We start from the raw sequence: 21,362 nt of genomic DNA, 5'->3' as shown, positions 1-21,362 counted from the left end.
CTTCTGTATATGTATTCGTATCAGGAGAGGAAAAGGGGACAATAAAAGCAAGAAAAAATCCGGCTCCGGAGCTTTCCTCCGTACCGGATCTTCTCAGACTCTTTTTATACTTTTTCGCCAGGCATCTCCCGCAGGTTCTCCTCCACCTTCGCCAGCCCTTCCGTCAGCACCCGGATCTCCTCCCGGGAGATCCCCTTACACATCACTTCTTCCAGTTCCCGAAATCCGACCTTTACCTCTTCCGCCTTCGCCTCCCCGGCTCCGGTCAGGCTGACTTTGTATGCGCGGCGGCACTCGGGGTCCCGCTCCCGGATGATCACCCCCATTTTCTCCATCCGGTCAAGCACCCGGGACATGGTCGTCACATCCAGAAGGCATTCATCGGAAAGCTGGCGCTGGGTGACATCTGTATGTTCCGAAAGGTACATCAGGATCCGCGCCTGCCCCTGCCCCGGTGTCAGGCCGATCTGCCGGAGATACGCCTGTACCTTTCTCCGTTTCAGAAGCTCAACCTGAAACAATATTTTTCTGAATTTTTCTTTCTCTGTCATCTCTCTATACCTCTTCCTTCCGGCGTCACTCCAGTTCATACATTCCCGTATAAAGCTGATAATACCGTCCTTTCTGTTCCAGAAGCTCCTCGTGGTTTCCACGCTCGATGATCTGTCCATGTTCCAGTACCATGATCGCCTGGGAATTGCGGACGGTGGAAAGCCGGTGGGCAATCACGAACACAGTCCTTCCCTCCATGATCGCATCCATACCTTTTTCAATCAGGCGCTCGGTACGGGTATCAATAGAGGAAGTCGCCTCATCCAGAATCAGCACCGGCGGATGCGCCACCGCCGCCCTGGCAATGGCGAGGAGCTGCCGCTGTCCCTGGGAGAGATTGCTGCCGTCACTGTAGAGCATCGTATCATACCCCTTCGGGAGCCTGCGGATAAACGAATCTGCATTGGCAAGCCGCGCCGCTTCCCGGACTTCTTCATCCGTGGCGTCCAGCCTTCCATAGCGGATATTGTCCGCGATCGTCCCGGTAAAGAGGTGGGTATCCTGGATCACCATTCCCAGGGATCTGCGAAGGTCATCTTTGCGGATCCGCCTCACATCGATTCCGTCGTAGGTAATCTTTCCGCCCTGGATCTCATAGAAACGGTTGATCAGGTTGATGATCGTCGTCTTGCCCGCTCCGGTGGATCCGACAAATGCGATCTTCTGTCCCGGTTTCGCGTAAAGGCTGATTCCGGAGAGAACGGTTTTCCCCGGAACGTATCCGAAGGTCACATTTTCAAACCGCACGTCTCCGCGAAGGGGTGTCAGCGCGCCCGTTTTTCCATCCTTCCACGCATATTTCCCCGTATATTCCGGGCATTCCATGAGATGTGTGCTGCCTGTGTATTCCGGGTAGTTCTCAGAACATATATTTCCCTCCATTTCCCTTACATTTACCAGAGTTACTGTTCCCTCATCCACCTCCGGCTCCTCGTGCATCATCTCGAAGATCCGTTCTGCTCCGGCAAGGGCAGAGAGGATGAAGTTTACCTGCTGGGTAAACTGGTTCAGGGGCATGGCGCTCTGCCGCACATAGACCAGATACGCCGCCAGGCTTCCCAGATCCATCAGTCCGGCGATGGCAAGAAGTCCTCCCGCGCACGCGGATATGGCATAATTTGCATAGGAGAGGCTTACGATGGACGGCACCATCATTCCGGAATAGGCGAGAGCTTTCGTGGAAGCCTTGCGCAGGGCTTCATTTCTCTTTTTAAAGATCTTCATATCTTCCTCTTCATGGTTAAAGATCTTCTCCACCTTCTGTCCTGCCACCATCTCCTCCACGAATCCGTTGATTCCCGCAAGTTCCGCCTGCTGCCGGTTATAGTATTCCTTGCTCCGTTTCCCGTTCCACTTGATAAACCAGAACATCAGGCAAAGGAACACAATCACGATCAGGGACATCCTCACATTGAGCACAAGGAGCATCACCACGGTTCCCACAAGAGTAAGGGAACTCTGGATCACCATGGTAAAGCTGTTGTTCAGCGCCTCCTGTACCGTGTCCACATCATTGGTAAAACGGCTCATCATCTCCCCGTGGGTATGGGAGTCGAAGTATTTCAGGGGAAGTCTCTGCACGTGGACGAACAGATCCCGGCGGATATCCCCCACCACTTTCTGGGAGGTCTTTACCATCAGCCTGTTGTAGAAGAAAGTGGAAAGCGCTCCGCAGAAATACATGATCCCCATTCCGGCAAGAGCCATGATAAGGCCCCGGATGTCCCCCGGAAGAATGAACCGGTTGATCACCGGCTTCAACAGGTATGTTCCTGTCACGCTTGCCCCGGTACTGATCAGCACAAGAACCGCCACAAGAAGAAGCATCCACTTGTGGTATCCCATGTATCGGAACAGTTCCGCCAGAGCCTTTCTGGTATTCTTCGGCCTTTTATATCCCGTATATCTCGCCATTACAGATCCGCTCCTTCCTTCTGTGAATCATAGATTTCCCGGTAGATCTCATTTCCTGCAAGAAGCTCTTCGTGAGTTCCGATTCCCTGCACTTTCCCGTCGTCCAGGACGATGATCTGGTCTGCGTGCCGCACCGAAGAAATTCTCTGGGCGATGATAATCTTTGTCATATCAGGCAGTTTTTCCGACAGTTCCTGCCGGATCCGAGCCTCTGTTGCCGTGTCCACCGCGCTGGTGGAATCGTCCAGGATGAGCACCTTCGGCTTTTTCAGAAGCGCACGGGCGATACAGAGCCGCTGCTTCTGCCCTCCGGAGACGTTCACGCCGCCCTGCCCCATCTCCGTGTCGTACCCTTTTTCCAGGCGCCCGATAAACTCATCCGCGCCGGCGATCCTGCAGGCTTCCTCGATCTCTTCCTGATCCGCCTCCGGATTCCCCCAGAGCAGGTTCTCACGGAGAGTTCCGGAAAACAGGGTATTCTTCTGCAGAACCATAGCCACCGCATCACGCAGGTGTTTCAGCGGATACTGGTCAACCGGATATCCGTCAATCAGAAGGCTTCCCGACGTAATGTCGTACAGCCTGGGGATCAGCTGGACAAGGGTGGACTTGGCGGATCCGGTCTGCCCTACGATTCCCACAGTCTGCCCCGCCTCTATTTTCAGGGAAATGTCGGAGAGCACATACTCCGGCGCATCTTTCCGGTACTTAAAATACACATGGTCGAAAATGATCTCTCCCCTTGTCACCTCGATATCCCGGGCATTGTCCTCCCGGATGTCGATCTCCTCGTCCATCACCTCCAGAATCCGCTTTCCGGAAGCAAGAGAGCGGGTCAGCATCAGGAAAATGTTGGAGATCATCATCAGAGAGTTGAGAATCTGCAGGACGTAGCTTAAAAATCCGGTCAGCTCTCCCACCTGCATATCTCCCACCTGGATCATGTTTCCGCCGAACCAGAGGATACTCAGGATCGTTCCGTACATGACAAACTGCATAGCTGCCATATTTGTCGTGGCCAGCCTGAACGCGCGTTCGGACTGGGTCTGCAGATTGGTATTGACTTCCCCGAATTTACCGATCTCGTATTCACCGCGGACATACGCCTTTACCACGCGCACTGCCGTCAGATTCTCCTGAATGATCCGGTTCACAAGATCGATGGCCCCCTGCATCTTCGCATACAGCGGACGGACGTTGCGGATAATCAGGAACAGGCAGATTCCAAGCGTGGGAAGCGCCACGAGAAATACAACCGCCAGCTCCGCGTTGATCGTAAACGCCACAAAGGTGGCGGCCACCAGCATCACCGGTCCCCTGCACGCCGGGCGCATTCCCCCGGAAATACTGTTCTGGATATTGGTGACGTCACTGGTCATGCGGGTGACCAGGGAGGAAAGCTGGAAGTGATCCACATTTGCGAAGGAATACTGCTGCAGCTTCGCATACTCTGCCTCCCGGATGTTGGCGCCAAGCCCCTGCCCGCCGATGGCAGAGAATTTTGCGCTGCCGATTCCCAGGATCAGCGCCCCTCCCGCACAGAGGATCATCAGCCCTCCCTGCTGAAAAATGTAAGCCCGGTCTCCGTTTGCCACTCCGATGTCCACGATATTCGCCATAATAAGGGGAATCAGAAGTTCAAAAACCGATTCCGCCGCCACACACAGGGCGGCAAAGATAAGATACTTTCTGTACTGCCCGGAATAAGAAAAAATCCGTCTGATCATCTCCTGCAACCTCCCGTAATCTTTCTCAATAACCTGCCAAAAACAACAGTTGCGCATACAACTATTGTATGCGCAACAGAACGGAAATGTCAATGCAATTTTTCATGATTCATCTGTCAGTTCATTCATCTGTCAGTACAGTTTTTTGTCACAAGACAGGCTGCTGCAGCGGACACGGGAAAGGCGTACCAGATCCCGTCCAGTCCGAACATCCCTCCGAGAACAAACGCCGCAGGAGCAAAGAAAATCACCGGACCGAGAAGCCCTGCCAGAAGAGCCGCCCGCTTTCTTCCCACCGCCTGAAAGTATGTGGCGCGGATCCACACAACTGCGCTGAAGGCAAGCCCCAATCCCGCAATGCGCAGGATCCTGCTTCCAAGCTTGAGGACTTCTTCATCCCCCGTAAAAATCCCCAGCACCGTCTCCGGGAACAGCGCTGTCAGCAGATACACAGCTCCCCCGTACACTGCGGCGCCCCGGAGGGATTTCTTCATAGTCTCTCTGACGCGCTCCCGTTTTCCCGCGCCCCGGTTATATCCGATCACCGGCTGTATCCCCTGGGCAAGCCCCATAACCGGGAACTGGACAAATGTCATGACCCGCCCCGCGATCCCGTAAGTGCCGATGGACAGGCTGCCTCCGTATTTTCTCAGGAACCAGTTGACAATCACCGTGGACAGCCCGGTCCCGCATGTCTGGACAAACGACGGAAGCCCGGTCAGCAGGATCTCTTTTATAACCGGAAAATCCGGAATAAAATGCCGGAGCTTCAGATTCAGACAGCTCTTTCCCGACAGGAAGAAATACCAGATGCTCATCCCCATGGAAATGCACTGTCCCAGAACCGTCCCAAGAGCCGCTCCCGTCACACCCATGCGGAATGCGAAAATGAACAGGCAGTCAAACACTACATTCGCCGACAGGGGAATCACCCAGATATTCATGGCGTACCGGCTGCTGCCCTCCGCCCGGATCAGACTGGAAAATCCCGTGCTTGTCACCGCACCTGCCAGAATAATGCGGGTGTAGTCTCTGGCGTAGGGAAGCAGATCGTCCGTCACGCCCATGGCATAGAGAACAGGGTCGAGGAACAGAAGCCCGAACACGGTGACCAGAACGGCCGTCCCATAGAAAACGGCAAACGTGTTCCCCGCCGTTTTCGCCGCCTGCTCCATGTCTCCGCGCCCGAATGCCCGGGACATGACAGACGCCGCCCCGCTCCCCAGGGTGGATGAGACTGCAGAGAGAAAAAGAAACAGCGGAAACGAGACCGCCGCCCCTCCCACTGCCTCCATACCTGCCCCCTGCGACAGGAATACCGTATCAAACAGATTATAAATGCTGTATGCCATCACTCCGATGACAGAGGGAACGGACATCTCCAGAATCAGCCGCCCCACAGGCGCGGTGCCAAGCTGCTCCGCCGGGTACTTCTGCTCCTTCTCCCGGGGCTTCTGTTTCTTCCTTAGCATCTGCAGTATCTGCCGTTGTCCTCCCTGAGAGTATCGCTTTTTGCCGCCTCTCATCATTTTCCCTCACTTTCCGGCCGCTTCTTTCCTTCCGGATATTCCTTCCCCGTCTCCAGGTATTTCAGACATTTCCGCACCTGTGCCTTCGCCCAGAATCCCTGCAGCGCAGAGTAGGGGAAACTGTAACGGAAGGTCTCCGACGCCATGATCACCATGAGATACATCCGGTACATCTGGCAGCGGACAGCGTCCTCTTCCGTAAACGCCCGCCGCCCTGAGGCTTCCAGATAACTGTCCAGAAAATCCTTTTCCTTCCGGATATCATCCGTAAGGACAAAGGCCGCCGGGAAATCCGCCAGCGGATCTCCCCACCAGGCTCTCTCAAAATCAATGATCCCTTCGATCACATATTCCCCGGCTCCGTCTTCTGACCGCTTTACAAATATGTTGCCTTCATGGCAGTCATATTCCACAAGGGACGGCTCCCTGAGGGCATCAAGGCAGTATGCTTTTTCCTTGAGGACATTCTCAATCCGGTGATAGGGAAGCCGCACTCCATGCTCCCGTGCATCATCCAGAATCTGGGCGAACATGGCGAAGAACGCCTCTCTCCATGTCCCGTATCTCCGTCCGGGATCCTCCGTGAAATATCCGAAATAGGATCCGTGTATCCTGTGGATCTGCTCCAGATACCCTGCCAGTTCCCTGCGGATCTTTTTCAGGTTTTCCCCATCCATCTTCCGCATCACCTCCGAGAGGGGCTGTCCGGTCAGTTCCGTCATAAAAAAATAATTGCTTGCTATGTATTTTTTACTGAAATCACATGCAAGAATCTCAGGAACCGGAACACCGGTTTCCTGTCGGATCAGCCGGTAGCACTCCACCTCTGTTGGCATCACATCCTGCTCGTAGGTCAGAAGCGGAGTGCCGGGCACAACTCCCACTTTTAGTATGATGCGGTCCTTTTCCCTCTTTCTTCCGATCCGGTAGATGGCGTTAAACATGCCCCCCTCCAGTTCTTCGATTGTATCCGCCTCGCATGCGCTGCCAAAATGAATCCGCAGAAGTTCCCGGATCTTTTCGTCTGTCAGATGGTTTTTCGTCCTGCTCTTCATCGCTTTCCTCCTCATTTCTCTGTACTGTGCATGCTTATAATTATACAGAAAAGAACGGAGACAGACTGTCCACTCAGCGCACCTGTCTGTCTCCTGTAAAGATATCTGTATCTTTTCTTTTATTTCCGGAAAAGCTCCCGGTATTCGCCGGGCGTCATGCCGTATCGCTCCTGAAACTGTTTATACAGGCCGGATCTTCCTGCATATCCAAGCGCCGCCGCAACCGCCTCCACGGGCTCATCCGTATCGGAAAGAAGCCGGGCAGCCTTCTTCATCCTCCAGTCCAGAAGATTCCGGGAGAAATTTTCCCCGGTCTGCTCCCGGATTCTTTTCCCCGCATATGCACTGCTGTATCCGATCTCTGTGGCAAACGTCCTGAGCGCCGCTGTATCCGGGTGAAGCTCAAAATACTGTTCCAACCTGCGCGCCATCTCTCCTCCCTGTCCGGACGGGCCCCGCATCAGTTCGATAAAAAACAGCGCCAGATAATGTTTCACTGACTCCTCCCAGTATATCCGCCGCCCGGTGCTCTCTGAGAGCATCATACAGATCAGATAGTCGATCCGGGGACCGGCACCGCAGAAGGTAAGGGGAATATCTGCTGCCGGCACGCAGGATTCAAAAAGCTTCCGGGGAATCATAAATTTCAGGATCTGGTCATCCGCGCTGCATCTGCCGACAGCATGGACCATGCCGGGACGGATCAGACTCCCCTCCCCGGCTGAGAGAACCAAAGGTGTCTCCGGCTCCGCTGCCGGAGAACTTTTCTCCGGTATCTTTCCCGGGAACCACTGGGTACATTTTCCCTGCATGACATAGACCAGCTCATAGAAGTCATGATTATGGAAATACGGAACCTGGCTCATCGTATGTTTACTGATATAGAAGGAGCTGCATTTTCTCACCGGAACCGGCATTGTCTCCTGAAGGGGAAAAAACGAAGTCCTTCGGAAGAACCGCACTGTGCCGTTCTCCCTTCCGCGGTACTTTTCTCCGATTGTACGGAAAATATTACCACTGTCGAGAAAATCATTTTCGATCATTTTCCTTAACTGTTCCTCCGACCTGTATATCTGCCGCTCCTGCTCTTCCTGCCGGCTCAGAAACTCTGCAATCTGTCTGTTCATTTGGCGCTCCTTTCCATCACAGCATTATTGTGTCATGAAAGTGCAGTATGGTGCAAGCTTTTTTTCACAAATTTCCCTATAATGAGATAACAGTTCAAATTTCATTTACACCAGAACAGGAGGAAATCATCATGATCAAGAAGTATGTATTCGGTACACCATTTCCGACCGAAGCCGTGACGGAGGATGTTGAAGCTGCCGCTATTGGCGGAACAGAAAGTAAAAATGCGCCGGAAACCGTTCCCTACGGCGAAATCAGCCTTTCCGGAACAGATGGAGAGGCGGGATTTACTTTTACATATATAATGGATAACGAAGATATCGTCTATGGCCTGGGCGAGGCGAACCGGGGCATCAACAAGCGGGGATTCCGCTATGTCAGCGACTGCACCGACGACCCCAACCACACCGAGGACAAGATCTCTCTCTACGGAGCGCACAATTTCATCATCATAGCAGGAAAAGACAATTTCGGACTGTTCTTCGACTATCCCACCTACCTGACATTTGACATCGGATACACGAGAGCGGACACTCTGAAAGTCACCTGCGATAAGGCGGACCTGAATCTCTATGTCATCACCGGAGATTCCCCGTACGACATTGTAAAACAGTTCCGCCATATTATCGGCAGAAGCTATATCCCCCCGAAATTTGCCTTCGGATTCGGGCAGAGCCGCTGGGGGTACAAGACCAAAGAGGATTTCCGCAACGTGGTAAAAGGCTACCGCGAGAATCATATCCCGCTTGACATGGTTTACATGGACATTGATTATATGGAAAAATATATGGATTTCACCCTGAATGAGGAAAATTTCCAGGATGATTTCCCGGGATTTGTTCAGGAAATGAAGGACAATCACATCCGCCTGATCCCCATCATTGACGCCGGGGTAAAGATCGAAGAGGGATACCGCGTCTATGAGGAGGGGGTTGAGAAAAATTATTTCTGCAAGAGGGAGGACGGCAGCAACTTTGTAGCTGCGGTCTGGCCAGGCGACACCCATTTTCCGGATGTGTTAAATGCCGACGCCCGCAGATGGTTCGGCGACCAGTACCGTTTCCTTACAGACCAGGGAATCGAGGGATTCTGGAACGACATGAATGAGCCTGCGATTTTCTACACGCCGGAAAGCCAGAAGGAAATGAAGGATCTGTTCACCCGTTTCATGGCGGGAGAAATTCCGCAGGATCAAATGGGCTGGCGGATGCAGATGCTTTCCGACAACCACGAAAACTATAAGAGATTCTACCATGAGACAGCAGTCGGGCGCGTCCGCCATGACCAGGTTCACAACCTCTACGGCTATAATATGACCCGTGCGGCAGGGGAAGGGTTCGAGCGGATCGATCCGGACAGACGTTTCCTTATGTTCTCCCGCTCTTCCTACATCGGAATGCACCGCTACGGCGGAGTGTGGACCGGAGACAACAAGTCCTGGTGGTCCCATCTGCTCCTGAACCTGAAGATGATGCCGTCCCTGAACATGTGCGGTTTCCTCTATGCCGGAGCGGACCTGGGCGGATTCGGCGCCGACACCACAAGAGAGCTTCTGCTTCGTTTCCTTGCTTTGGGCGTATTTACCCCGCTGATGCGCAACCACGCTGCCCTGGGAACCCGTGACCAGGAATGCTATCAGTTCGAAAATGTGGAAGATTTCCGCCACGTGGTCGGCGTAAGATACCGCCTGCTGCCCTATCTCTACAGCGAATACATGAAGGCAGCCTTAAATGACGACATGTACTTCAAGCCTCTGGCCTTCGTTTACCCGGAGGACAAAACCGCCCGCCAGATCGAAGACCAGCTGATGCTTGGAGACGAGATCATGATCGCACCTGTCTGCCAGCAGAACGCAGCCGGACGTCTTGTGTACCTGCCGGAGGAAATGCAGTTCATCAAATTCCTTCCGGACGGAACGATCTATGAGGAGATCATGGAAAAAGGTTCTCACTGGATCGACGTGGCGCTGAACGAGGTGCCCCTCTTCATCCGCGCCGGCAAATGCATCCCCGTTGCCGAAGCTGCAGAGTGCGTGGATATGGTAAACTGGGATGACCTGAAGATGCTCGGATATGATGGAGCCGAATACCTGCTCTATAACGATGACGGCATTCATAAAGAATATGAGAAGAAAGAGAACTGGCATACCCTTAAAAAATAGGGAAAAATCCCGGCTTTCTGTATGAGACAACATCCATCCCGGAGAACGTATCATAACGCAGACCCGCTCCCGCTTGAAGGTCTGCTTATATGATACGTTCTCCGGGATTACGTTTACTCATACAGGAAGTATCGGTTTTTCCCGGGGACGTTCGTTAGTCTATACACGAAAGACCGATTTTTCCCCTCTGCGGAGGAAAGGGAGTGCGAACAGGACTGCTTTGGTCACGTTATCTGCGATCATACAGTACCAGACTGCGCGAAGCCCCAGATTCCACCAGTTTACGCACAGGAATGTAAAAAGGATCCTCACGCCCCACATTCCGGTCATTTCAACGAAAAAGGAATATCCGGTCTTTCCCATTCCGTAGAAAATCCCCTCCAGAACAATCATCAACCCGAAAAAAGGTTCCGAGAGAGCCACAAGGCGGAGCATTTCCGCGCCGAGGCGGACAACCGGTTCACTCGGGGAAAAAAGTCGCATCAGCGGAGCCGCACATATGTAAAGGACAAGTCCGCTGACACACATCATTGCCACCGTCAGCACCACACTCAGCTTCGCCACCGATTTCAGCCGGGGGACATTTCCTTCTCCTCTTGCATTTCCTATCATGGTGGACGCCGCCGTGCGCAGTCCGTATCCCGGGACGTAGAAGATCTCCTCTGCCGTCACGGCGATGGAATGGGCGGCAAACACCGTCGTTCCCATCCCGGATACCAGGCTGGCAAACACCACATATCCCATGCAGGAGACCACACTGCTGCCCAGTACGGGAGTTCCTACAAGAGCGCACTCCCGGATCAGTCCGCCGTCCACAGAGAACTCACCTGCTTTCCAGCGAAGGAGAGGGTTTCTCTGGCAGGCGCAGAACATCAGAATCCCCGATGCCGTATAGGAAACCGCAGAAGCGATTGCCGCTCCTGTCACACCCAGTCCCGCCGTGTAGATCAGCAGGTAATTGAGGACAATATTGATTCCGTTGGCAGCTATGCTTATGAGCATCGGCGTCTTTGTATTGTGTACCGCCCGCAGCGAGGAACCGAGCACGGAACTCACCGACCGGAATGCCATGGGAAGGCTGATCAGGAAGAAGTACCGCGAAGCATCCGCCTGAACCGCCGGCTCTGCTCCCATCCAGACCGGTATGTACGGGCTCAGCAAAACAGAGCCGGTCCCGAGGATCAGCCCTGCTGCCACAGCCAGGAGAAATGCCTGCTGTGAAAGTTTTTTAACCCGTTTTTTCTCTCCTGCCCCGGCAGCCCTTGAAATCAGCACGAGCATTGCCGTACCGATTGCTCCCGGCACACTGTTCACCAGCCAGGTCACATTTGTGGTAATGCTGACTGATGCTGTGGCGCGCTCCCCCAGCTGCCCGACCATGGCTGTGTCAACATACTGCAGAAGCGTAGCAAGGATCTGCTCGATCACTGCAGGCATGGAGAGTGAAATAAGTGTTTTCAAATTTTCTGATTTCATATTTACATTTTATACAGACCGGCTTTTATGCGCAGACAGATTTTTCACTGACCGCATCATCCGCATCATTTCCGATCATAACCTTGCCCGCCGCATTTTCATCATCCATAATCAGTTCGCCAAGAGCCGGTACATGGATCACTCCGGATTTCGGATTTTTTATGCTGATCACAGGCGTGGTGATCACAGCGTTTACATCGGATTTTTCAAAACAGAGGTCCGTATCCTCCATCTCGCAGTCGATCAGCTTCAGGCCTTCACAGTAGCAGAACGGCTGTGTTCCCGTAATCTTACAGTTGATCAGCGTGAGTCCCTGGGAATACCATGCAAGGTACTCGCCTTTGATTACGCTGTTTTTGACTGTCACATTTTTCGAATGCCAGAATGCATCTTTTGTGTCAAAAACACAGTTGTCGAACACGGAATTTTCCGTATACTGGAATGAATATTTGCCTTTAAAATTCACATCTTCAAAATGCAGGTTCTCGGAACGCATCATGAAGTATTCGCTCTCTGCCGTTGTATGTCTCATGTCAATATTCTTCACAGACCAGCCAAACTCCGGTGAGATAATATCACAGTTCTCAATCCTTACATCGCTGCACTCCCGCAGAGCTTTGATCCCGTGCATCTTCGTATTCGTAATTGTAATATGATCCGAATACCAGAGCGCTGCCCGGCACAGTTCCGTCATCTCGCAGTCCCGGATCTCCAGACGGTGGTCATGCCAGAACGGATAACGCAGATTGCAGAAAACATGATCCACAGCGATATCGCTGCTCTCTTTGAGCGCACTCTCTCCGTCTGCCGGACCGTCAAAGGAAGAATTCTTCACCGTAATCCCGTGGCTTCCGTATAATGCCCGTTCCTCATCAAATCTCTGATTTTCAATCATTTTCATAATTCATCTACTCCTTTATTATATCATTCTTTCAGTGTTTTTCTTTTTCAATCTGATACACAAGGTAATCCAGACAGTTAATCTTTTTTTCCTCCTCGTGTACACGCGTAAGCAGTTCATCCCGCTGCCCCGAAAGCAGCTTCAGCTGTTTTCCCACTTCGCCTTTTCTGCGGCATGTCAGAAAGTTTTCGATAAACTTTTTGCCGCAGCCGGCATCAAGCAGATTCTGGATAACCGTATTTTCTTCTCCATTTTTCATAACTTGTCACCACTTCCTTCTCTGCTCTTTACAGTTATAAATGTAGCACTTTATCATGAAAATAGCCAATACTTATTCTTTATAGCAATCTATAGCTGAAAAGTATTAAAAAATCCCAGAGCCTGATTACTGGGATAAATGCATCAGGTCCCGGGATTTCTCCGAAATTTTCAATATTAACCTTTCGTGTGAAGAAGGCGGTTCGCGTTTTCAATCCTCTCTTTTGAAGGAGGCTCGATTCCCGCAAGGGGATAGTCATACCCCAGCTCTTTCCATTTGTATTCTCCAAGAGTGTGGTAGGGGAGAACTTCTACTTTCTCCACATTATTCAGCGTCTCTATAAACGCGTTCAGCTTTTCAAGATATTCATCATAATCGCTGCGCTCCGGCACAAGCACATGGCGGATCCAGACCGGTTTGCCGATATCGGAAAGATACCTCGCCAGGTCCAGAATGTTGACATTCGTGCGCCCTGTCAGCTTCTTATGCTGCTCCTCATCGATATGCTTGATGTCGAGCAGAAGCAGATCCGTATATTTCATCAGCTCGTTAAATTTGCCAAAGAACGGCTCCTCACGGGTAAAAGGAGCTCCGCTCGTATCGATCGTTGTGTGTATTCCCTGCTCCTTCGCCTTTTTAAACAGTTCTGTCAGAAAATCGATCTGCATAAGCGGTTCCCCGCCGCTGACCGTGATGCCGCCGCCGTTTTTCCAGTATGCCCTGTAGCGGAGAGCCTGCTTTAAAAGATCATCTGTACTTTTCAGCTCCCCCGCCTGCATGTTCCATGTGTCCGGATTGTGGCAGAACTGGCAGCGCATCGGACATCCGCTGACAAAGATGACAAAGCGGACTCCGGGGCCGTCAACCGACCCGAAACTCTCTGTTGAATGGATGTATCCCTGCATAATTACCTCCTTTGGGGACGTAGTAAAATTAAGTTTTGCTACGTCCCCAATTAACCTCCGCCCTGTCCCTTTTTGCGATTTACTGTGTCCCCTATGTGCAAATTGACGAAAAACACTTTCATTTTCTTCAATAATAAGAAGCAAGTTTGTGGAAATTTCAAGTGGGGACAGGGCTATCTGCAAAAAGGGACAGGGCGGCGTCTAAAAAGGGACGTAGTCAAATTGAATTTTACTACGTCCCCGAATATTACATTCTATCGTGGCATGTTCTTGCGATTACGTCAAGCTGCTGCTCTCTTGTCAGGTCGATGAACTTAACTGCGTATCCGGATACACGGATCGTGAAGTTCGCGTACTCTTCTTTCTCCGGATGCTCCATGGCATCGATCAGTTTCTCCGTACCGAATACATTCACGTTCAGGTGATGTGCACCCTGATCAAAGTAGCCGTCAAGCACATGTACCAGGTTGTCTGTGCGCTCGGCATCATCATGTCCGAGTGCTCCCGGGCTGATGGTCTGTGTATTGGAAATTCCGTCAAGTGCCTGCTCATAGGGCAGTTTTGCCACAGAGTTGAGGGATGCCAGAAGGCCGTTCTTCTCTGCACCGTAGGACGGGTTTGCTCCCGGTGCCAGCGGCTCGCCTGCTTTTCTTCCATCCGGAAGGGATCCTGTTGCCTTTCCGTATACCACGTTGGATGTGATGGTAAGGATGGATGTTGTAGGCTCGGAATTTCTGTAGGTATGGCATTTTTTCAGCTTGCTCATGAATGTGCGGAGCAGCCATACCGCGATCTCGTCCGCGCGGTCATCGTCGTTTCCGTACCTCGGGAAATCTCCCTCTACTTCATAATCAACTGCAAGTCCGTCATCATCGCGGATCACTTTTACCTTTGCATATTTGATTGCGCTTAAGGAGTCAACCACATGTGAGAAGCCTGCGATACCTGTTGCAAATGTACGTCTTACATTGGTATCGATGAGCGCCATCTCTGCTGCCTCGTAGTAATATTTGTCATGCATGTAGTGGATCATGTTCAGTGTATCAACGTACAGCTTGGACAGCCACTCCATCATCTGGTCATATTTCTCCATAACCTCATCATAGTCGAGGTATTCGGATGTGATCGGTCTGTACAGCGGAGCCACCTGCTGTTTCGTCTTCTCGTCAACACCGCCGTTGATCGCGTAGAGAAGGCATTTTGCCAGATTTGCGCGTGCTCCGAAGAACTGGATCTCTTTTCCGGTCTCTGTTGCAGATACGCAGCAGCAGATGGAGTAGTCGTCGCCCCATACCGGACGCATTACATCATCGTTCTCATACTGGATGGAGCTTGTCTTCACGGAAATATATGCTGCATATTTCTTGAAGTTCTCCGGCAGATGGGAAGAGTAAAGCACGGTCAGGTTCGGCTCCGGTGACGGTCCCATGTTCTCCAGTGTGTGGAGGAAACGGTAATCGTTCTTTGTTACCATATGGCGTCCATCCATTCCGATTCCCGCCATCTCCAGTGTCGCCCATACCGGGTCTCCGGAAAACAGCTCGTTATAGGACGGGATTCTTGCGAACTTCACCATTCTGAACTTCATGACAATGTGGTCGATAAGCTCCTGAGCCTGCTCCTCTGTGAGGATTCCCTTCTCCAGGTCTCTCTGGATATAAATGTCAAGGAATGTGGAAATACGACCAACGCTCATCGCCGCGCCGTTCTGTGTCTTGATAGCTGCAAGGTATCCGAAGTACAGCCACTGTACTGCTTCTTTTGCGTTTGTCGCCGGTTTGGAAATGTCGTATCCGTAAGCGGCAGCCATTTCTTTCATACCGTTCAGGGCGCGGATCTGGTCTGCGATCTCTTCACGGAGACGGAAATCTGTTCCTTTCATTCCGTGTCTCTCATACTCAACGAAATCGGACTGCTTCTTCTCGATCAGGTAATCGATTCCGTAGAGAGCCACACGGCGGTAATCGCCTACAATACGTCCTCTTCCGTATGTGTCCGGAAGTCCTGTGATAATCTTGTTGTGACGGGCTTTTTTCATCTCCGGTGTGTAGATGTCAAACACTGCCTGGTTGTGTGTCTTATGATATTTTGTAAAAATCTCATGCAGCTTTGCGCTAGGTGTATAACCGTAAGTCGTGCACGCCTGCTCTGCCATCTTGATTCCACCGTAAGGCATGAACGCTCTCTTGAGCGGCTTGTCTGTCTGAAGTCCCACTATCTGCTCCAGATCTTTCATGTCTTCGTTGATATATCCCGGGCCGTATGCTGTCAGGCCGGAAACAACCTCTGTCTCCATATCCAGAACTCCGCCTTTGGCACGCTCCTCTTTCTGAAGCTTCTGAAGTTCTCCCCAGAGTTTGTTCGTCGCCTCTGTCGGTCCTGCCAGGAAAGACTCGTCTCCGTCATACTGTGTGTAGTTGTGCTGAATGAAATCACGCACATTGACTTCCTCTTTCCAGAGTTTTCCGTTAAAGCCTTCCCACTGGTCAAAATTAACTTTTGCCATTTTCTGAAAACCTCCTCATGAAACTGAATTACTGTGTAATTGTTATCTTAAGTGCTGCATATTCTCTGCCGCTCCTTGTTTACATGCGCTAGTATATCATCACGTTCTGAAAAAGGCAAGAGTTATTATGATAATTGTTATCATTATCGTTATTGTACACGATTTTGTACAAAATCCACCCGGATTTTTTGTGTAAACACTACATATTGTGTTTTTGCTTTCTGCTAGCACTATTTTATGTTTTTCCCCGGATTTTCCGGCAGATTTTCTCTTTTCTTCTCCTGCTTGCGTACTTTTTCCTCCAGGTATTTTTCAAACTTCTGCTCAAATCTTCTCTCTTCCTCTGTATCCGGCTTCGGTATCTCCACCATCTGCTTTTCCCAGGAGGACAGATAGATGGCGTTTGACAGAAGCAGGCTGTAAACCGCCTCCTTCCCGGATGCAGTCATGTTCCCCCGGGCAAATTCCTGCAGTACCTTTTCGTGGGGATGCTGTTCGTTTTCACAGTCAATGGTGCTCCATGTTCCCCGCGGCTGTCCGTAGGGATCCCCCGTTCCAAGACGGTACTCGATCTCCGGTTTGTCCAATTCGCAGACCCGTATCTTCCCGTTTTCACAGACCAGCAGAGCATTGTCCATGCTCAGTTCCAGGCGGTTGACTCCCGGCGCTTCTCCCGTGGAAGCGATGAAAATTCCCGTGGCGCCGTTTTCCCACTCCATATAGGCGGTCACTTCGTCTTCCACCTCGATAGGATGATATTTCCCTTCATGGCAGAATCCCTGAACCCGCGCAGGCATCCCGCAGATCCACTGGAGCAGGTCCAGATTGTGGGGGCACTGATTCAGAAGCGTACCGCCTCCGTCGCCTTTCCATGTTCCCCTCCAGGCATTGGACGTATAGTAGGCATTAGAACGGTACCAGTCCGTCACCACCCAGTTTACCCGCTTCAGATCCCCGTACTTTCCTCCCCGCACAAGTTCTCTTAATTTCCGGTATACAGGCATAGTTCTCTGATTGAAAATAAATCCGTATAAAAGCCCCGGCTTCTCTTCTGCTGCCTTCCGCTGCTCCGCGTTCTTCCTCTCCGCCGCCTTTCTGTACGCCTCCGTCATCTCCCGTGCCTGTCTGGAATACACGCCCGCGGGCTTGTCACACAGTACGTGAAGCCCCCGTTCAAAAGCCTGCACCGCCTCCTCGCTGTGAGCGTAGTGGGGCGTGGCGATAATCACCCCGTCCGCCTGTACCTCGCCCCTGTCAAAAGCATCGTACAGCGCCTGCGCAGACTCGTATATCTTCAGCCCCTGCGGCATAATATCCTTCAAAGTCTCCCACCGCTCTTTTCTCACCCGCGTCACCGCTGCAAGCTCCATCCCGGGAATCTTCCCCTCCGCAATCATCTGCGCGTACTGGCTTCCCATGTTTCCCATTCCAATCACCGCAATCTTCATCTTTTCCAGCCTCCATTCTGCTGTTATTCTTTTTAAAAAGAAGTTTACTGCAAAAACTGTCAGAAAAAAAGAATTGTATCTTTCTCCGGAATATGTTTATAATAGACTGGACTGCAGAAATTTTCAGTTTATGAGAGGTATATGAGGTAATACATGGAAATAAGAAAAACCAGACATGATGAAATGGAACTGTTGATAAAGATGTACGAGAATGCCCGGATGTTCATGGCTTCCCACGGGAATCCCTCCCAGTGGGGCACTACATATCCCTCCGTTTCTCTGATCGAACAGGATATCCTCTCCGGATGCAGCTATGTATGCGTGGAGCACTCGGAGATTATCGCCACTTTCTATTATAAAAAAGGACCGGACGACACTTACGCCCGGATCTACAGCGGCCAGTGGCTGAACGAACGCCCCTATGGTGTCGTCCACCGCATCACATCCGCCGGCACGATCAAAGGCGCCGCTTCCTTCTGTCTTGACTGGGCACTGAAACAGTGCGGCAATCTGAAAATCGACACCCACCGCGATAACCACGTAATGCAGCATATGCTTGAAAAAAACGGTTTTCATTACTGCGGTATCATCTATACCGATGACGGAAGCGAACGGCTGGCATATCAGAAGTGCGAAGCATAAAAAGTTCGCGGCGGAGATTTCTTCTATCCCATCAGGAAGATATCTCCTGGAAACTTCATTTTTCTGCATAGGTAAAAGCAAAGAAAACCGTACCGCGATTTTTGATGTCTTTTTCGAAAAATAAACTTCCGCATCGGGGATAAATACTCCGGTTCGAATTAAAAACTTCCGATTTGAAAAAACAAGCAGAGGATACGGAGTTTTCGTGAGCAGTGCGTTTGGCGGACCCGACAAATAGGGTGAAGCGCAGCCCCGCACTGTGATGAAAACTCTGTATCCTCTGCGGATTCTTTCACAAGTATTCAGTTTTTATATTTGAACCGGATCTTATCTCCTGGCGAAAGCTTTATTTCCCCTGCATCCCCCAGTACACTTTCTCCGCCGTAATCGGCAGCTCGCGCACGGTCACGCCCACGGCGTTGGCAACGGCGTCGGCGATGGCGGGAGAAGGGGTGTTGATGACGATCTCTCCGATGGATTTCGCCCCGAAAGGCCCGGTGGGCTCATAGCTGCTCTCGAAATCCACACGGATCGTTCCCACATCGAGACGGCTGGGGATCTTGTACTGCATAAAGGAATTGCTGTAGTTCTTTCCTTTTTCATTGTAGACAATATCCTCGAAGAGCGCCATGCCGATTCCCTGGGCGATACCGCCCTCCACCTGCACACGGGCAAGATTCGGATTCACCACGGTTCCGCAGTCCACGACAGCCACGTAATCGACCATCTCCACGGTTCCCGTCTCCTTATCGATCTCCACCTCGGCGATACCTGCCATAAAAGGCGGCGGGGATGTGGGAGAGGAAAACGCCTCGCTTGCGGAAAGCGCCTCGTTGTTAAAGCACATAACCCGGTTGCCGATTTCCTGTCTGCTGATGGATTTCCCTGTTTTCAGGTCTGTCACTTTCTGTCCGTCGAATTCCACATCGTCCACAGCGCAGTTGAGATATTCCGCGCCTCTCTGACAGATTTTCTTTTTCAGCGTCTCACAGGTCTTCACCACAGCCATTCCGGTCACGTAGGTCGTACTGGACGCATAGGAGCCGCAGTCGTAAGGAGAGACGTCTGTATCCACGCCATGTACGAGGATATCACTGATATCACACTCCAGGCACTCTGCCGCCATCTGCGCCAGGATCGTGTCGCATCCGGTTCCCATATCCGAGGCGCCGATCATCAGGCTGTAATATCCGTCGTCGTTTACCTTGATGGCAACGCTTCCGGTATCCACGGAAGAGATCCCCGAGCCCTGCATCGCCATTGCGACGCCAACGCCCCGGACTTTTCCGTTTCCGCAGTCATAGCGGGGATATTTTCTGTCCCATCCGATCATCTCCTTCGCCCGGGCAAGGCAGCGGTCCAGGGCGCAGCTCTGCGCCGTCTCACCGTAGTAGGCGGGCATCACCTGTCCCTCCCGGACCATGTTCATCTCTCTTAAAACCGTCGGATCCATGTCAAGCTTCCGGGCGAGCTCATTTACCGCGGACTCCACGGCAAAGATTCCCTGGGTAGCCCCGTATCCCCGGTATGCCCCGGCGGACATCACGTTGGTATAGACCACGTCATAGGTAAACCGAAAAGCATCCGTCTTTCCGTAGAGGGGAATGGACTTGTGTCCGGAAAGCCCCACGGTTGTCGGTCCATGCTCGCCGAAAGCGCCCGTGTTGGACAGGGTGTAGAGATCGATTCCCCGGATCCGCCCGTCTTTATCCGCGCCCAGGCGGACGTGCATCTCCATCTCATGCCGGGGCGAAGATGCGATCAGAGATTCTTCCCTTGTGAAAATGATCTTTGCCGGTTTCCCTGTCTTCCAGGTGACAAGCGCCGGATAGACCTCGGATACGGAAGTCTGTTTTGCTCCGAATCCCCCGCCGATCCTGGGTTTGATCACACGGATCTTATGCTTCGGGATGTCCAGGGCATTTGCCAGGATTCTCCGGATATGGAAAGGCACCTGGGTGGAGGAAACCACGTTGAGCCTGCCGTATGTATCCAGATACGTATACGTGCGGAACGTCTCCATCATGGCCTGCTGGTTCGCCTTTGTGTGATAAACCTGATCGATCACGATATCGCAGGAGTCAAGCACGGCGTCAATATCACCGGATTCGCTCACTTCATGGGCGCACAGGTTGCGCTTGTTGTCCGCGCCCACCGGACAGAGGCTTTTCCAGTTATCCTCCGGGTGTACGAGGATGGGATTGTCTTTCGCCTTTCTGAAATCAAGAACCGGCTCCAGCACCTCATATTTGATTTTCACAAGCTTCATGGCCTTTTTTACAGCCTCTTCACTGGTTCCTGCCACGATAGCTGCCGCATCCCCTACGAAACGCATCCTCTGATCCAGAATCAGTCTGTCATAGGGACTGGGTTCGGGATAAGTCTGTCCTGCCATGGTAAACCGCTTGTCCGGACAGTCCCTGTATGTCAGAATGCACTCGATTCCCGGCACGGCAAGGGCCCGGGTCACGTTGATATCTTTGATCAGGGCATGGGCGTGGGGACTGCGGATAATCTTCACAATCAGGCAGTCAGCGGGCGCAAGATCATTCGTATAAACTGCTTTTCCCGTCACAAGGGCATCCGCATCTACTTTCTTCACCGGCTGGTTTACAAAACGCAACTTGTCTGTACTCATGCGCCTACCTCCTTCTTCTCTTCCTGATTTTCTTCCTGACTTTCTTCCCGATTCTCTTCCTGAATCTTCATGTTTTTACTCTGCATATACTTCCGGATCGCCCTGAGCTGTCCCATATATCCGGTGCAGCGGCACAGATTTCCGGAGAGAGATTCTTTGATCTCCTCCAGATCCGGGTTCTCAAGTTCACGCACCATGGCAAGCACATTCATGATAAATCCGGGGGAACAGAATCCGCACTGCTCCGCACCTTCCTGTGCCAGAAATTCACCGAACTCCGCCGCCTCTTTCTCAACTCCCTCCAGAGTCGTAACCTCATGACCGCCCACGCCGGCTGCCAGAACCGAACAGGAGAGTCTTGATTTACCGTCGATCCACACGGTACAGAGGCCGCAGTTTGTCGTCTCGCAGCCGCATTTCACACTTTTACATCCCAGGTCGCGGAGAAGATTCATAAGGATCGTATCCGGTCCTGCTTCTGCTGTGATATTTTTTCCATTTAAAATAAACTGAACTTCCAT

At 51.9% G+C, this 21,362-nt stretch carries 16 protein-coding genes; 2 read left to right on the top strand and 14 right to left on the bottom strand.

From position 1 onward, the window contains the following. Nucleotides 1–104: 104 nt before the first annotated feature. The 6 genes from B5F07_RS15050 to B5F07_RS15025 form a co-directional block, all read right to left on the bottom strand. Nucleotides 105–551 carry a MarR family winged helix-turn-helix transcriptional regulator gene (locus B5F07_RS15050; RefSeq protein ID WP_162613149.1) on the bottom strand — a complete coding sequence of 149 codons (447 nt, stop codon included), beginning with the start codon at nt 549–551 and terminating at the stop codon, nt 105–107. 25 nt (nt 552–576) lie between these two features. Continuing rightward, a complete protein-coding gene (locus B5F07_RS15045) occupies nt 577–2,466 on the bottom strand; it encodes an ABC transporter ATP-binding protein (protein ID WP_087162108.1) in 1,890 nt (629 codons plus the stop codon). After that, on the bottom strand, nt 2,466–4,193 hold the full coding sequence (locus B5F07_RS15040) for an ABC transporter ATP-binding protein (RefSeq protein WP_087162107.1): 1,728 nt from the start codon (nt 4,191–4,193) through the stop codon (nt 2,466–2,468). Before B5F07_RS15040 ends, B5F07_RS15045 begins: the two co-directional genes overlap by 1 nt. 125 nt (nt 4,194–4,318) lie before the next feature. Next, a complete protein-coding gene (locus B5F07_RS15035; protein WP_087162138.1) occupies nt 4,319–5,665 on the bottom strand; it encodes an MATE family efflux transporter in 1,347 nt (448 codons plus the stop codon). Between the two features lie 53 nt (nt 5,666–5,718). After that, nucleotides 5,719–6,777: a phosphotransferase family protein gene (locus B5F07_RS15030; protein WP_087162106.1), complete on the bottom strand. Its 1,059-nt coding sequence runs from the start codon at nt 6,775–6,777 to the stop codon at nt 5,719–5,721. A gap of 119 nt (nt 6,778–6,896) precedes the next feature. Next, nucleotides 6,897–7,904 (bottom strand): AraC family transcriptional regulator, encoded by a 1,008-nt coding sequence (locus tag B5F07_RS15025; protein ID WP_087162105.1) that lies wholly within the window; start codon nt 7,902–7,904, stop codon nt 6,897–6,899. Nucleotides 7,905–8,035: 131 nt separating this feature from the next. Between B5F07_RS15025 and B5F07_RS15020 the strand changes: the two genes are divergently transcribed. Further along, on the top strand, nt 8,036–10,066 hold the full coding sequence (locus B5F07_RS15020) for a glycoside hydrolase family 31 protein (RefSeq protein WP_087162104.1): 2,031 nt from the start codon (nt 8,036–8,038) through the stop codon (nt 10,064–10,066). A 159-nt stretch (nt 10,067–10,225) separates the two neighbouring features. Here the strand turns inward: B5F07_RS15020 and B5F07_RS15015 are convergent, their stop codons facing one another. The 6 genes from B5F07_RS15015 to B5F07_RS14990 all read right to left on the bottom strand — a co-directional run bounded on the left by B5F07_RS15015 (nt 10,226) and on the right by B5F07_RS14990 (nt 17,561). Beyond that, a complete protein-coding gene (locus B5F07_RS15015; protein WP_087162103.1) occupies nt 10,226–11,542 on the bottom strand; it encodes an MATE family efflux transporter in 1,317 nt (438 codons plus the stop codon). A 25-nt stretch (nt 11,543–11,567) separates the two neighbouring features. Then, entirely contained in the window at nt 11,568–12,443 is an 876-nt protein-coding gene (locus B5F07_RS15010; protein ID WP_087162102.1) for a DUF3737 family protein, read from the bottom strand. A 31-nt stretch (nt 12,444–12,474) separates the two neighbouring features. Then, the gene (locus tag B5F07_RS15005; protein WP_087162101.1) at nt 12,475–12,702 is read right to left on the bottom strand and encodes a hypothetical protein; all 228 of its coding nucleotides are present in this window, start codon (nt 12,700–12,702) and stop codon (nt 12,475–12,477) included. Nucleotides 12,703–12,878: 176 nt separating this feature from the next. Continuing rightward, nucleotides 12,879–13,607, bottom strand: coding sequence for a pyruvate formate-lyase-activating protein (gene pflA, locus B5F07_RS15000; protein ID WP_087162100.1), 729 nt, complete (start codon nt 13,605–13,607; stop codon nt 12,879–12,881). Between the two features lie 247 nt (nt 13,608–13,854). Then, nucleotides 13,855–16,113 (bottom strand): formate C-acetyltransferase, encoded by a 2,259-nt coding sequence (gene pflB, locus B5F07_RS14995; protein WP_087162099.1) that lies wholly within the window; start codon nt 16,111–16,113, stop codon nt 13,855–13,857. 230 nt (nt 16,114–16,343) lie between these two features. Next, complete coding sequence (locus B5F07_RS14990; protein WP_242972547.1) at nt 16,344–17,561, bottom strand: Gfo/Idh/MocA family protein; 1,218 nt, start codon at nt 17,559–17,561, stop codon at nt 16,344–16,346. 153 nt (nt 17,562–17,714) lie between these two features. Here B5F07_RS14990 and B5F07_RS14985 point away from each other — a divergent pair, with 153 nt between their 5' ends. Further along, a complete protein-coding gene (locus tag B5F07_RS14985; RefSeq protein ID WP_087162097.1) occupies nt 17,715–18,203 on the top strand; it encodes a GNAT family N-acetyltransferase in 489 nt (162 codons plus the stop codon). A gap of 346 nt (nt 18,204–18,549) precedes the next feature. Here the strand turns inward: B5F07_RS14985 and B5F07_RS14980 are convergent, their stop codons facing one another. Together B5F07_RS14980 and B5F07_RS14975 are read right to left on the bottom strand one after the other, a co-directional pair. Continuing rightward, nucleotides 18,550–20,841, bottom strand: a complete 2,292-nt coding sequence (locus tag B5F07_RS14980; protein ID WP_087162096.1) for a xanthine dehydrogenase family protein molybdopterin-binding subunit — start codon at nt 20,839–20,841, stop codon at nt 18,550–18,552. Next, nucleotides 20,838–21,362, bottom strand: a complete 525-nt coding sequence (locus tag B5F07_RS14975; protein WP_087162095.1) for a (2Fe-2S)-binding protein — start codon at nt 21,360–21,362, stop codon at nt 20,838–20,840. The genes B5F07_RS14980 and B5F07_RS14975 overlap by 4 nt, the downstream gene beginning before the upstream one ends.

It is taken from the genome of Lachnoclostridium sp. An169 (assembly GCF_002160525.1).
Taxonomy (GTDB): Bacteria; Bacillota; Clostridia; order Lachnospirales; family Lachnospiraceae; genus Mediterraneibacter; species Mediterraneibacter cottocaccae.
Note: the sequence above shows the minus strand (reverse complement) of the source record. Positions and strands in the feature narration are given on the sequence as shown.